Genomic DNA, 12,511 nt, shown 5'->3' on the forward strand with positions numbered 1-12,511 from the left:
TCCGGCACGGCGTGGGGAGGACGTGTACGCGAGGGGGTGGGGGCGGGGTCTTCCCACCGTGCGCTCAGGGGAGCGCCGGCGGGGTCACTCGCCCTCGGTGCGGCGGCGCCAGCGTTCCTCCATGCGTTCCATGAAGCCCGCCTTGGCGGACCGGGATTGGCGGTCACCGCCCTCCGGGGCGGATTCGGTGCCGATTCCGGTCATGCGTTTCCAGCTCGTCAGCGCCCAGACGCAGCACACCACCATGAGCAGGAAGCCGGTCACGCTGATCGCGACGGTGACCGTTCCGGCGTTCATGACGAGGCCGGCCATCAAGGTGCAGACGCCCACGAGGAAACCGAGGGCGGCCTTGACGATCCGGCGTTTGTAGTGCACCTGAGGGTTGGTCGAGCGGACCGCGTGAGCGAACTTCGGATCCTCGGCGTACAACGCCTGCTCGATCTGGTCGAGCATGCGCTGCTCGTGATCAGAGAGCGGCACGGCGCCTCCCAACGACAGCCCCGCGACGGGGTATCCGATGCAGGACAGGAACCTCAACGGTGATATGCCCAGAATACGAGGCCGGACGAGCCTGCGAAAGCGAACGGCCGACCGCGGCCCTCATACCGGTCGTCCCACCGCCGTGTTTCATCGTCTCCCGTCCCCGCTGTCACGTGCGTCGCGCCGGACGAGCGCGGCAGGGCGAACCGTGCCGCGGCCGAACCGGTGCGCCGCCTGGTCCATCGCCCGCTCGGCCTCACGCCAGCCGCTCTCCGGCTCATCGAGGGCGAGCTGGCGGGGGGCCTGGTCGGCGGGGTCCAGATTCTCCACCCGTACCCCGACCAGACGGAGTCGTACCCGCTCCAGCCCGGCCGCCTCGTAGAGCTCGCACGCTGTGATATAGATCACACGGGCCAGATCGGTGGGTTCCCGCAGGGTGCGGGCCCGCGTGATCGTCGTGAAGTTCGCCATCCGTAGTTTGACGCTCACCGTCCGGCCCGCGTTCCCGCTCTCGCGCAGCCGCGCGCCGACCCGCTCGGCCAGCCGCAGCAGCTCGCGGCGGATGATCTCGGGGTCGTCGACGTCGGACTCGAACGTCTCCTCGGCGCCGATGCTCTTGTCCGGCGTGTGCGCCACCACCTCGCGGGGGTCGCGCCCCCAGGACAGCGCGTGCAGATGGGCGCCCAGGGCGTTGCCCAGCTCGCGCTGGAGGGTGCCGGAAGGGACCTGGGCGAGCTGCCCCACCGTCCGCAGGCCCAGGCGGTTCAGCGCCTGCTCGGTGCGCTCGCCGACCCCCCACAGCGCCGCGACCGGAAGCGGGTGCAGGAACTCCTGGACGCCGTCCGCCGGCACCACCAGCAGCCCGTCGGGCTTGCAGTGCGTGGAGGCCAGCTTGGCGACGAACTTGTTGGCCGCCACGCCCACCGAGCAGGTGATGCCCTGCTGGTCGCTGACCTGCTCGCGGATGAGCCGGGCGATCTCGGCGGGACGGCCGAGCCGGCGCAGCGCCCCGGTCACGTCGAGGAACGCCTCGTCCAGCGAGAGCGGCTCGACCAGCGGGGTGACGGTGCGGAAGAGCTCGAACACCGCCGCGGAGACCCGGGCGTACTTCTCGTGGTCGGGCGGCAGCACCACCGCCCGCGGGCACAGCCGCCGCGCCCGCGTCATCGGCATCGCCGAGTGGACGCCGAAGCCGCGCGCCTCGTAGGACGCCGCCGCCACCACGCCGCGTCCGCCCGCGCCGCCCACGACGACCGGCCGGCCGCGCAGCTCGGGCCGCTCCAGCAGCTCGACGCTGACGAAGAACGCGTCCATGTCGACGTGCAGGATGCCGCATCCGGCGTCGTCGGCCGGGGGTCCGGGCTGCGGTCCCGGCCGGTGCAACTGCTGCTTGCGGCTCATCGGCGGGGGGCTCTCACTCGGCCGGCTTGTCCGCCAGCAGGTGCAGCTGCGTGGCCAGCTCGCGCAGCACGGGGTGCACCGCCGCGACGGACTCCAGCGCGATCAGCGCCTCCGCGGAACCGGCGTCGCAGTCGAGCAACCCGCTCGGCACCAGGTCGGCGAAGATCCGGACCCCGTGCAGCTCGCCGACCCGCAGGCCCGCGCCGCGCACCAGCGACGAGAGGGACTCCCGAGTGAACCGGCGGGGCATCCGATCATGGTCGCCCCACCGCCCCGCCGGGTCGGTGAGGACCCGGCGGGCGTCGTCGAACTGCCCGGCCACCGCCCGGTGCAGCGCCGCCGCGACCTGCCCGGCGACCAGCACGCTGACCGCCCCGCCCGGACGGACCGTGCCGGTCAGCGCCGCCATCGCCGCCGCGGGGTCCTCCACGTACTCCAGCACGCTGTGGCACAGCACCAGGTCGGCCGAGTGCGGCCCGAGCAGGTCGGGCAGGTCGCTCGCGTCGCCCTGAAGGGCCCGCACCACGACGCCCGACTCGTCGGCCCGGCGCTCCAGCGCGGCCAGCGCGTCGGGGTTGGCGTCGACCACGGTGACCCGGTGGCCCAGCTCGGCGAGCGGCACCGCGAACCCCCCCGTGCCGCCGCCCACGTCGACGACCTCGCTCGGCCCGGCCTCCGAGGCGATGCGGTCGAGAACGGTGCGCAGCGCGTCCCACAGGACGGCGTCGCGCACCCGCCCGGTCCCCCGCAACCGCTTGTGCTGCTGGGCGGCCACGGCCACCCTCCTAACGTCGGTCCGTTCTGCCCGCTCGGCCCCCACCCTAGCCGGGCCTAAAGCCCGAGCGACGGCTTGAGCTGCTGGATCCGGGAGAGCAGCCCGTTGACGAACCGCGGGGACTCGTCGGTGGACAGCTCGCTCGCCAGCCCGACCGCCTCGCTGACCGCCACCCCGTCCGGGACGTCGTCGACCCAGAGGATCTCGTAGGCGCCCATCCGCAGGATGTTGCGGTCGACGACCGGCATCCGCTCCAGCGTCCAGCCGGTCGCGTACGTCGCGATCAGCTCGTCGATCCGCTCCCGGTGCTCCTGCACGCCCTCGATCATCCGCACCGCGTGCGGGTACTCGGCGAGCTCGTCCTGGTTGGGCCGCCCTCGCGCGGCCAGCACCTCGGTCGGCCGCTCCTCCCGCAGCTCGGCCGCGAACAGGATGTCGAGCGCCAGCTTCCGCGCTTTGGTCCGCGCGCTCATGGCTTCGCCGTGCTCATGGCGCCGCCTCCGGCGACGCGGCTCGGGACCGCCACACGCGGCGACTTCCCTCGTCGCTCCGGTCGCAAGCTCCCTGCACTCCTCAGTCCAGCCACCACGCGGCCCCTCGCGCCCATGGCACCGCCTCCGGCGACGCGGCTCAGTGCCGGCATCAGCCGCGGCCGAGGTACTCGCCGGAGCGGGTGTCGACCTTGACCTTCTCGCCGGTGGTGATGAACAGCGGCACCTGGATCTGCGCGCCGGTCTCCAGGGTGGCGGGCTTGCTGCCGCCGGTGGAGCGGTCGCCCTGGAGGCCGGGCTCGGTCTCGGTGATCTGGAGGACGACGGCCGCGGGCAGCTCGACGTAGAGCGGGTTCTCGTCGTTGAAGGCGATCACCGCGTTCTGCTCGGGGAGCAGGTAGTCGGCGGCGGAGCCGACGGTGGCCTCGGGGATGTGCGGCTGCTCGTAGGTCTCAGTGTCCATGAAGACGAAGTCCTCGCCCTCGCGGTAGAGGTACTGCATCTCGCGCTTGTCGACGGTGGCCACCTCGACCTTGGTGCCGGCGTTGAAGGTCTTGTCGACGACCTTGCCGGAGAGCACGTTCTTGAGCTTGGTCCGGACGAACGCGCCGCCCTTGCCTGGCTTGACGTGCTGGAACTCCAGAACGGTCCACAGACCGCCGTCGAGGTTCAGCGTCATGCCGTTCTTCAGGTCGTTCGTCGTCGCCACTGCGTCCTTCTCCTGATCGCGGGCCCGCCCGTACGTCAGAGTACGAGCAGCTCCTTGGTCGTCTCGGTGAGAAGCTCCGGACCGTCCGCGCGGACGACCAGCGTGTCCTCGATGCGGACTCCGCCCCGGCCCGCGAGGTAGACCCCCGGCTCGGCGGTGATCGGAACTCGGTCCGTCAGCTTACCGGTCTTGTCGTACCCGAGGAGCGGGGCCTCGTGGATCTCCAGGCCGACGCCGTGGCCGAGGCCGTGGGAGAACGCCGCGCCGTGCCCGGCCGCGGCGATGATGTCGCGGGCGGCGGCGTCGACCGCCCTGGTCTCGGCGCCGGGGACGGCGGCGTCGACCGCGGCCTGCTGGGCGTGCCGGACCAGGTCGTAGACCTCGCGCTGCCAGGCGGCGGGCGCACCGATGGCGACGGTGCGGGTCATGTCGGCGTGGTAGCCGCCGTACCGGGCGCCGAAGTCCATGGTCACCAGGTCGCCGGGCTCGATCGCCCGGGTGCCGGGGTGGTGGTGCGGGACGGCGCCGTTGGGGCCGGACGCGACGATCGACTCGAACGCGGGGGCCTCGGCGCCGAGGTCGACCATGCGGCGCTCCAGCGCGATCGCGATCTCACGCTCGGTCACGCCGGGTGCGATCTCCGGGAGGACGGCCTCGAACGCGCGGTCGGTGATGGCGCACGCCTCGCGCAGCAGCGCCAGCTCCTGCTCGTCCTTGACGGCGCGGAGCTGCTCGACCGGGTGGCCGAGCGGCTTGAACCCGATGCCGTCGTCCTCGGCGGCGAGCTCGGCGTGCGCCTCGACCGTCAGGTCGTGCGCCTCGAAACCGAGGACGCCGGTGCCGGAGTCCGCGGCGAGGGTGGTGAGCGCCGCGGCGGTCCGCCGTTCGACGAGGACGTCGAGGTCGGGGCAGGCCGCGCGGGCCATCTCGGCGTAGCGGCCGTCGGTCGCCAGGACGGCGGCGCCGTCGGCGAAGACCAGCAGCGCGGCGTTGGAGCTGTCGAGGCCGGTCAGGTAGCGGACGTTGACCAGCCGGGTGACCAGCAGCGCGCCGGCGTCACGGCCGGCGATCAGCGCGGCCAGCCGGCGACGGCGTTCGGTGTGCGTCTCCCCCATGGTCAGGACTCTAGTTCATCGGCGGGGAGCGCTCCGGCGGCGGGAGACCGCCGTCTCGGACCGGTCACAGAACATGAAGAACTCTCGACTTTTGCCCGCCGGGGTCCCTACCTTGTGAGCCGTTTCCGCCTCCCGCCCGGCCTCTCGTCCCCCGCCTCCCCCAGGAGGGATCCCCTTGACCGGACTCAGCCGCCGCAGACTGCTCGGAACCGGCGCGCTCACCGCCGCCGCGGGCGCCGCGACGTCCGCCGTGCCCGCCTCCGCCTCGTCCTCCGCCCCCTCCGCCCGGGGCGCCACCGCGTCCGCCGATGTGGTGGTCGTGGGCGCCGGGCTCTCCGGGCTGGCCGCCGCCCGCGACCTGGTCGCGGCCGGCCGATCGGTGATCGTCCTGGAGGCGCGGGAGCGTCCCGGCGGGCGGGTGTACGGGATGCCGCTCGGCGACGGCACCACCAACGAGGGCGGCGCCGAGTTCATCGGCCCCACCCAGGACCGCATCGCGGCCCTGGCGAAGGACATGGGCGTCGCCACGTTCCCCACCTACAACACGGGCAAGAACGTCTACTACCGCGACGGGAAGCGGACCCTGTACGCGACGGACGGCGTCCTCGGGGCGGTGCCGCCCGACTGGGGCGTGATCGACCTGGAGCTGGCGCTGCTGTCGCTCGGCGACATGGCCAAGAGCATCCCGGTGGGCGAGCCGTGGAAGGCGCCCAAGGCCGAGGAGTGGGACGGCCAGACGTTCTACTCGTGGTCGCGGTCCCACTCGCTGAGCAGCGGGGCGCGGTTCCTGATGGACGCGTTCGCCAGCTCCACCCTGTCGGTGCGGTCGCGGGACGTGTCGCTGCTGTACGTGCTCAACTACGTCGCCTCGGCGGGCAACGAGGGCAACCCGGGGAACGTCGACCGCCTCATCAACACCAGGGGCGGCGCCCAGGAGACCCGGTTCGTCGGGGGCTCGCAGGAGATCCCGATCCGGCTGGCGGCCGAACTCGGCGCCAGGGTGCACTACAACGCGCCGGTGCGGAGCGTCGCGATCGCGGACGGCGGCGTCACCGTCACCGCCGACGGGATCACGGTGTCGGCCAAGCGGGCGGTGGTGGCGATGTCCCCCGCCATCGCCGGGAAGATCGCCTTCTCCCCGGTGCTGCCCGCGAGCCGGGCGCAGCTCATGCAGCGCTACCCGATGGGCTCGATCGCCAAGTTCGTGGCCGTGTACGACACCCCGTTCTGGCGGGCGGACGGGCTCACCGGGCAGGCGATCGCCGACAGCGGGGCGATCGACGCGACGTTCGACAACACCCCGCCGGACGCCTCGCGCGGCATCCTGATGGGCTTCATCAACCAGTCCAACATGCGCCGGCTCGACGCCGCGCCGCCGGACGAGGTGCGGGCGGCGGGGCTGGAGGCGTTCGGGAAGCTGTTCGGCGACAAGGCCAGGACCCCGGTGCGGACGGCGTTCCAGCGCTGGGACAACGAGGTGTGGAGCGGCGGCGGTCCGGTCGGGTTCGCGCCGCCCGGCGTGCTCAGCGACTACGGCACGGCGCTGCGGGCGCCCTGCGGGCCGGTGCACTGGGCGGGCACCGAGACGTCCGGCTTCTGGACGGGCTACATGGACGGCGCGGTCCGTTCGGGCGAGCGGGTCGCCAAGGAGGTCCACGCCGCGCTCTGACGGCGCGCAGCGCGCCACGCGCCCCCGCGGCGCGCCGTCCTTCCAGCGCGGCCGGAGGGGCGGCGCACCGCTCGCGGGCGGGACGCGCTAGGCGTCGGCGGCCATGTCCTTGATCTTCTCGATCAGGGCCAGCCGGCCCTTGTGGTCGCCGGCGATCGGGGTGATGTTGAGCGTGGAGACGCCGGACTCCTTCATCGCGGCGAGCCGGTCGCGGACGTGCCCCTCGGAGCCGATCAGCGACATCTTCTCCAGCAGCTCGTAGGGCACCTTGGCGGCGGCCTCGTCCTTCTTGCCGGCCAGGTAGAGGTCCTGGATCTCCTCGGCCTCCTTCTCCCACCCGTAGCGGCGGCAGAGGTCGTTGTAGAAGTTGCGGCCCTTGGCACCCATGCCGCCGATGTAGAGGGCGGCCATCGGGCGGCCGAACTCCAGGTAGCCCTGCACGTCCTCGCCGATGGCCAGGGCCGCCTGGCCGACCACGTCCAGCTCGCCGAGCGCCGGGTCGCGCTTGGCCCTGCCCGCGGCCAGCGAGGCGCCCCACACGTCGGCGGCCTTCTCGGGCAGGTAGAAGATCGGCTCCCAGCCGTTGGCGATCTCGGCGGTCAGCTCGACGTTCTTCGGGCCGATCGCGGCGACCAGGACGGGGATGTCGGCCCGCACCGGATGGTTGATGATCTTGAGCGGCTTGCCCAGCCCGGTGCCCTGCCCCTCCGGGAGCGGCATGGAGTAGTACTTGCCCTGGTGCTGGAGCCGCTCGCGCCGCCACACCTGGCGGCAGATCTCGATGATCTCGCGGGTGCGGCCGAGCGGGGCGTGGTAGGGCACGCCGTGGAAGCCCTCGATCACCTGCGGGCCGGACGCGCCGATGCCGAGGGTGAACCGGCCCTCGGAGACGTAGTCCAGGCCGGCCGCCGTCTGCGCGAGCGCGGTGGGCGTGCGCGAGTAGATGTTCAGGATGCCGGAGGCGATCTCCAGCCGCTCGGTCTTGGCGGCGATGTAGCCCATCTGGCTCACCGCGTCGAAGCTGTACGCCTCCGCGACGTACACGATGTCGAGGCCGGCCTTCTCGTAGTCGCCCAGTTCCTCGACGGTCTCCTTGAAACCGCCCGAGTAGCTCAGGGCCATCCCGATGCGCATCCGGCATCCCTTCCATAAAACCGAATTAGATTCCAGTTGAACGTAACGTAGTCGCGGCGGTGCCGTCAGGCCAGGGCCGGTCCGCGCAGCGCGGCCAGCGCCGGCCGGTACAGATCGGCGCGGATCCTGGCCACCACCTGGCCGTTCTTCGGCGCCAGCCCGGCGGCCAGCTCGATCGCGGCGGGCAGCACCGCCTCCTCGGCGGCGGTCCGCGCCACGATCCCGGCGGCCTGCGCCTCCTCGGCCGCGTACCGGCGGCCGGTGACCATCGCCTCGTGCGCGGCGGCGGGGGCGAGGCGGGCCCGGATCAGCGCGTTCATGCCGGGCGTGAAGGTCATCCCGAGATCGACCTCGGGCAGGCAGAAGTAGCCCCGGCCGGTGCGCATGACGGCGAGGTCGTGGGCGAGGACGAGCATGCCGCCGCCGGCGAAGGCGTGCCCGTTCACCGCGGCGACCGTCGGGAGCGGCAGCGACAGCAGCCGGGCGTACAGGCCGTTGACCCTGCGCAGGTACTCCTCGAGGTGGTCGCCGTTGGCGCCGAGCCACTCCAGGTCCAGCCCGTTGGAGTAGAACCTGCCGGTCCCGGTGGTGACCAGCGCCCGCGGCCCCTGCTGCTTCTCGACCTCGTCGAGGGCGCCGTCCACGGCGTCCAGGAGGTCGGGACTGAACCGGTTCTCGCCGGCGTCGAGCCGCAGGACGAACACGTCGCCGTCGCGCTGGAGGTCGATCACGCAGGTCTCCTTCGTCTGTGCCTGACCCGACCTTACTGGTCGGTAGTAGACGAGCGTCCGTCCCGGCCACGCTTTGCTATGACGTCCGTCATGGTCAAGGCGAAGTGCTTATGATGAATGTCATAATCAATGGTCATGGGCACGGACAGCCGGGAACGCATGGTGCGCAGCGCCGCCTACCTCTTCCGCGAGCGCGGTTACAGCGGGACGGGGTTCCGCGACGTCATCGCGCACAGCGGCGCGCCGCGCGGGTCGATCTACCACCACTTCCCGGGCGGCAAGGTGCAGCTCGCCGAGGAGGCGGTCCGCTACGCCGGCGACTTCCTCAACGCGGGCATCCTGGCGGCCACCGAGGGCGGCGACGCGGCGTCCGCCGTGGACGCCTTCGTCGGCTGGTGGCGGCAGGTGCTGATCAAGAGCGAGTTCCGGGCCGGCTGCCCGGTGGTCGCGGTCACCGTGGAGTCCCACGAGGAGGCGCCGCAGCTCGCCGCCGCCGCGGCGGCGGTGTTCGACCGCTGGCAGGACACCCTGGCCACCGGGCTCGGCAACGCCGGCGTCCCGGACGACCGCGCCGCCCGGCTGGCCCGGCTGATCGTGGCGGCGGTGGAGGGCGCGACCATCCTGTGCCGCGCGCACCGCGACGTCCGCCCGCTCGACGACGTGGTCACCGAGCTGAAGGAGATGACCCGCGCGGCCGTCCGGGACGACTGAGCCCGCGCCCCCGCCCGCCGGGACGCGCGGTCACGCGGTGGGAGGGGTCTCCTCGGCGAGGAGGGCGGCGACGGCCTGGAGCGCCAGCACGTACGAGAGCATCCCGAACCCGGCGATCGTGCCCGTGGCGACGCCCGCGACGACGGAGGTGTGGCGGAACTCCTCGCGCGCCGCCGGGTTGCTGATGTGCACCTCGATCAGCGGCGCGGTGCGCTGGGCGAGCGCGTCGCGCAGCGCGTACGAGTAGTGCGTGAACGCGGCGGGGTTGAGCACCACCGGGAGCCGCTCGTCGGCGGCCTCGTGCACCCAGCGGAGCATCTCGGCCTCGTCGTCGGTCTGCCGCACCTCGACGTGCAGGTCGAGGCGGCGGCCGGTGTCGCGGCACAGCGCGGCCAGGTCGTCCAGCGTGGCCGCGCCGTACACGTCCGGCTCGCGGGTGCCGAGCCGGCTCAGGTTGGGGCCGTTCAGCACCAGCACGCTCTTCATCGGCTGATCTCCCGGTAGGCGGCGGCGAGCAGCGTCTCGGCCGGGCCCTCCAGGCGGCCCGGCTCGGCCAGGCCGTCCAGGACCACGAACCGCAGCGTCGCGCCGCGCGACTTCTTGTCGATGGTCATCGTGGCGCGCAGCTCCGACCAGGCGTCGGCCGCGTAGGCGACGGGCAGGCCGACGGAGGTGAGGATCGCGCGGTGCCGGTCGACGACGTCCTGGCCGAGGCGCCCGGAGAGGCGGGCCAGCTCGGCCGCGTAGACCATGCCGATGGCCACGGCGTGGCCGTGCCGGAACCGGTAGTCCTCGGCCTTCTCGATCGCGTGCGCGAGGGTGTGGCCGTAGTTGAGGATCTCGCGGAGGCCGCTCTCCCTGAGGTCGTCCGCCACCACGTTCGCCTTGACCCGGACGGCCCGCTCGATCAGCTCGCGGGTGTGCGGGCCGTCGGGGCGGGCGGCGCCCGCCGGGTCGGCCTCGACCAGCTCCAGGATCCTGCGGTCGGCGATGAAGCCCGCCTTGATCACCTCGGCGAGGCCGCTGACGTAGTCCTCGCGCGGCAGCGTGACCAGCGTGGCCAGGTCGCAGAGCACGCCGGACGGGGGGTGGAAGGCGCCGACGAGGTTCTTGCCCTCGGGCAGGTTGATGCCGGTCTTGCCGCCGACGGCCGCGTCGACCATGCCGAGCAGCGTGGTCGGGACCGGCACCACCGGGACGCCGCGCAGCCAGGACGCCGCGGCGAAGCCGGCCAGGTCGGTGGTGGCGCCGCCGCCGACCCCGACGACCGCGTCGGTGCGGGTCATGCCGAGCTCGGCGAACCGGGACCAGAGCCCGGCCAGGACTCCGCTCTCCTTGGCCGCCTCGCCGTCCGGGACGGGCAGCGCGTGCACCGCGTACCCGGCCTTCTCCAGGACCCCGCACACCGGGCGGGCGATCTCGGGGAGCCCCTCGGCGTGCACGACCGCGACCGTGCGGGTCCGGCCGCCGAGCAGGCCGGGCAGCTCGCCCAGCACACCGCTGCCGACGACGACGTCATAGGGGTCGGCGCCCCCGACGTGGACGCGCGTCTCAGTCACGGGAGCTCCTTGACGATCTCGTCGGCGATCTCGTCGGGGGTGCGGCCGTCGGTGTCGACGTGGACGGTGCCGAGCCGCTCGTAGACGGGGAGCCGCTCCTCCAGCAGGGCGCGCAGCCGGCTGCGGGGGTTGAGCACCAGCAGGGGCCGCGCCGACGCCAGCCCGACGCGCTTGACCGCCTCGGCCAGCCCGACCTTGAGGTAGACCACGGTGTGGCCGGCCAGCAGCTCCTGCGTCTCGGCCGACAGCACCGCGCCGCCGCCGAGGGCCAGGACGCCGTCGTGCTCGGCGAGCGCGGCCCGCACGGCGGCGTGCTCCAGCTCGCGGAAGCGCTCCTCGCCGTCGTCGATGAAGATCTCGCCGATCGGCTTGCCCGCCGCGGCCTCGGTGTCGGCGTCGGTGTCGCGCAGCACGACGCCGAGCCGCTCGGCCAGCGCGGCGCCGACGGTGCTCTTGCCCGAACCTGGCGCCCCGATGAGGACGGCCCTGGGTTGCGTCATCTCTGGCCGGCTCTCTACTTGATCGTCAGGGAGGACAGGTAGCCCCGCGCGTTGCGCGCGGTCTCCTCGACCGAGTCGCCGCCGAACTTCTCCAGCGCGGCGTCGGCCAGCACCAGCGCCACCATCGCCTCGGCGACCACGCCGGCGGCGGGCACCGCGGTGACGTCGCTGCGCTGGTTGATCGCCTTGGCGGGCTCGCCGGTCTTCACGTCGATGGTGTCGAGGCGGCGCGGCACGGTCGAGATCGGCTTCATCGCGGCGCGGACCCGGAGCGCCTCGCCGGTGGTCATGCCGCCCTCGACGCCGCCGGCCCGGTTGGTGCGGCGGCGGACGCCGTCCGGGGTGGCGTCGATCTCGTCGTGCGCGCGGGAGCCGGGGCGGCGCGCGGTGGTGAAGCCGTCGCCGAGCTCCACCCCCTTGATCGCCTGGATGCCCATCAGGATCCCGGCGAGCCGGGCGTCGAGCCGCCGGTCCCAGTGCACGTGGCTGCCGAGGCCGGGCGGGAGCCCGTAGGCGAGGACCTCCACGACGCCGCCGATGGTGTCGCCGGCCCGCTTCAGCTCGTCGACGTGCGCGACCATCGCCGCGGACGCCGCGGCGTCGAAGCACCGCACCGGGCTGTCGTCGACGGCGGCGAGGTCGCCGGGGCCGGGCAGCAGCCCCTCGGGCGCCTCGATCTCGCCGAGCGCGATCACGTGGGAGAGCACGTCGACGTCGAGCGCCTGCTTCAGGAACGCCTTGGCGGCGGTGCCGAGCGCGACCCGGGCGGCGGTCTCGCGGGCGCTGGCCCGCTCCAGCACCGGGCGGGCGTCGTCGAAGCCGTACTTCTGCATGCCGACCAGGTCGGCGTGGCCGGGGCGCGGCTGCGACAGCGGCGCGTTGCGCGCCTGCGCGGCCAGCGTCTCGGCGTCGACCGGGTCGGCCGACATCACCGTCTCCCATTTGGGCCACTCGGTGTTGCCGATCTGGATCGCGACCGGCCCGCCCTGGGTCACCCCGTGCCGGACCCCGCCGAGGATCGTCACCTGGTCCTGCTCGAACTTCATCCGGGCGCCCCGCCCATGCCCGAGCCGGCGGCGGCGCAGTTCCTCGGCGATGTCGCCCGAGGTCACGCGCACGCCGGCCGGCAGGCCCTCCACAATCGCGGTGAGGGCCTGGCCATGGGACTCCCCCGCGGTCAACCAGCGCAGCATGGGGACGATCCTATTGACTCCGTGCACCCGCCGGGCACGTGTC

At 73.2% G+C, this 12,511-nt stretch carries 14 protein-coding genes; 2 read left to right on the forward strand and 12 right to left on the reverse strand.

The features are described 5' to 3' along the window. Window positions 1–84: 84 nt before the first annotated feature. The 6 genes from QP090_RS02475 to QP090_RS02500 form a co-directional block, all read right to left on the reverse strand. Window positions 85–453 carry an SCO2097 family morphological protein gene (locus QP090_RS02475; RefSeq protein WP_432763005.1) on the reverse strand — a complete coding sequence of 123 codons (369 nt, stop codon included), beginning with the start codon at window positions 451–453 and terminating at the stop codon, window positions 85–87. Window positions 454–627: 174 nt separating this feature from the next. Next, window positions 628–1,881 carry a DNA polymerase IV gene (locus tag QP090_RS02480; RefSeq protein WP_285936790.1) on the reverse strand — a complete coding sequence of 418 codons (1,254 nt, stop codon included), beginning with the start codon at window positions 1,879–1,881 and terminating at the stop codon, window positions 628–630. Window positions 1,882–1,894: 13 nt separating this feature from the next. Then, window positions 1,895–2,662, reverse strand: coding sequence for a methyltransferase domain-containing protein (locus QP090_RS02485; protein WP_285936791.1), 768 nt, complete (start codon window positions 2,660–2,662; stop codon window positions 1,895–1,897). 50 nt (window positions 2,663–2,712) lie between these two features. After that, the gene (gene nusB / locus QP090_RS02490) at window positions 2,713–3,129 is read right to left on the reverse strand and encodes a transcription antitermination factor NusB (RefSeq protein ID WP_285936792.1); all 417 of its coding nucleotides are present in this window, start codon (window positions 3,127–3,129) and stop codon (window positions 2,713–2,715) included. A gap of 169 nt (window positions 3,130–3,298) precedes the next feature. After that, the gene (gene efp, locus QP090_RS02495; RefSeq protein ID WP_285936793.1) at window positions 3,299–3,856 is read right to left on the reverse strand and encodes an elongation factor P; all 558 of its coding nucleotides are present in this window, start codon (window positions 3,854–3,856) and stop codon (window positions 3,299–3,301) included. Between the two features lie 35 nt (window positions 3,857–3,891). Then, window positions 3,892–4,971: a M24 family metallopeptidase gene (locus tag QP090_RS02500; protein WP_285936794.1), complete on the reverse strand. Its 1,080-nt coding sequence runs from the start codon at window positions 4,969–4,971 to the stop codon at window positions 3,892–3,894. 175 nt (window positions 4,972–5,146) lie between these two features. Here QP090_RS02500 and QP090_RS02505 point away from each other — a divergent pair, with 175 nt between their 5' ends. Next, the gene (locus QP090_RS02505) at window positions 5,147–6,640 is read left to right on the forward strand and encodes a flavin monoamine oxidase family protein (RefSeq protein WP_285936795.1); all 1,494 of its coding nucleotides are present in this window, start codon (window positions 5,147–5,149) and stop codon (window positions 6,638–6,640) included. Window positions 6,641–6,727: 87 nt separating this feature from the next. Here the strand turns inward: QP090_RS02505 and QP090_RS02510 are convergent, their stop codons facing one another. After that, window positions 6,728–7,774 carry an LLM class F420-dependent oxidoreductase gene (locus QP090_RS02510; protein ID WP_285936796.1) on the reverse strand — a complete coding sequence of 349 codons (1,047 nt, stop codon included), beginning with the start codon at window positions 7,772–7,774 and terminating at the stop codon, window positions 6,728–6,730. Window positions 7,775–7,839: 65 nt separating this feature from the next. Beyond that, entirely contained in the window at window positions 7,840–8,505 is a 666-nt protein-coding gene (locus QP090_RS02515; protein WP_285936797.1) for an enoyl-CoA hydratase-related protein, read from the reverse strand. A 135-nt stretch (window positions 8,506–8,640) separates the two neighbouring features. Between QP090_RS02515 and QP090_RS02520 the strand changes: the two genes are divergently transcribed. Continuing rightward, window positions 8,641–9,216: a TetR/AcrR family transcriptional regulator gene (locus tag QP090_RS02520; RefSeq protein ID WP_285936798.1), complete on the forward strand. Its 576-nt coding sequence runs from the start codon at window positions 8,641–8,643 to the stop codon at window positions 9,214–9,216. Window positions 9,217–9,246: 30 nt separating this feature from the next. Here QP090_RS02520 and aroQ read toward each other — a convergent pair whose 3' ends face one another. From aroQ to aroC, 4 genes are read right to left on the reverse strand one after another with little or no spacing between them, the layout of a single operon-like run. Next, a complete protein-coding gene (aroQ, locus tag QP090_RS02525; RefSeq protein ID WP_285936799.1) occupies window positions 9,247–9,702 on the reverse strand; it encodes a type II 3-dehydroquinate dehydratase in 456 nt (151 codons plus the stop codon). Further along, window positions 9,699–10,775 carry a 3-dehydroquinate synthase gene (gene aroB / locus QP090_RS02530; RefSeq protein ID WP_285936800.1) on the reverse strand — a complete coding sequence of 359 codons (1,077 nt, stop codon included), beginning with the start codon at window positions 10,773–10,775 and terminating at the stop codon, window positions 9,699–9,701. The genes aroQ and aroB overlap by 4 nt, the downstream gene beginning before the upstream one ends. After that, on the reverse strand, window positions 10,772–11,275 hold the full coding sequence (locus QP090_RS02535; RefSeq protein WP_285936801.1) for a shikimate kinase: 504 nt from the start codon (window positions 11,273–11,275) through the stop codon (window positions 10,772–10,774). Before QP090_RS02535 ends, aroB begins: the two co-directional genes overlap by 4 nt. Window positions 11,276–11,289: 14 nt before the next feature. Further along, a complete protein-coding gene (aroC, locus tag QP090_RS02540; protein WP_285936802.1) occupies window positions 11,290–12,468 on the reverse strand; it encodes a chorismate synthase in 1,179 nt (392 codons plus the stop codon). Window positions 12,469–12,511 lie beyond the last annotated feature (43 nt).

The organism is Actinomadura xylanilytica (assembly GCF_030283145.1).
Lineage (GTDB): Bacteria > Actinomycetota > Actinomycetes > Streptosporangiales > Streptosporangiaceae > Spirillospora > Spirillospora xylanilytica.

What these genes read in the sequence shown, in the direction of transcription:
- nusB (WP_285936792.1), bottom strand. Translation starts at nt 3,129, where the DNA reads ATGAGCGCGCGGACCAAAGCGCGGAAGCTGGCGCTCGACATCCTGTTC.
- QP090_RS02510 (WP_285936796.1), bottom strand. Translation starts at nt 7,774, where the DNA reads ATGCGCATCGGGATGGCCCTGAGCTACTCGGGCGGTTTCAAGGAGACC.
- aroQ (WP_285936799.1), bottom strand. Translation starts at nt 9,702, where the DNA reads ATGAAGAGCGTGCTGGTGCTGAACGGCCCCAACCTGAGCCGGCTCGGC.
- QP090_RS02535 (WP_285936801.1), bottom strand. Translation starts at nt 11,275, where the DNA reads ATGACGCAACCCAGGGCCGTCCTCATCGGGGCGCCAGGTTCGGGCAAG.
- QP090_RS02480 (WP_285936790.1), bottom strand. Translation starts at nt 1,881, where the DNA reads ATGAGCCGCAAGCAGCAGTTGCACCGGCCGGGACCGCAGCCCGGACCC.
- aroC (WP_285936802.1), bottom strand. Translation starts at nt 12,468, where the DNA reads ATGCTGCGCTGGTTGACCGCGGGGGAGTCCCATGGCCAGGCCCTCACC.
- QP090_RS02520 (WP_285936798.1), top strand. Translation starts at nt 8,641, where the DNA reads ATGGGCACGGACAGCCGGGAACGCATGGTGCGCAGCGCCGCCTACCTC.
- QP090_RS02500 (WP_285936794.1), bottom strand. Translation starts at nt 4,971, where the DNA reads ATGGGGGAGACGCACACCGAACGCCGTCGCCGGCTGGCCGCGCTGATC.
- QP090_RS02475 (WP_432763005.1), bottom strand. Translation starts at nt 453, where the DNA reads ATGCTCGACCAGATCGAGCAGGCGTTGTACGCCGAGGATCCGAAGTTC.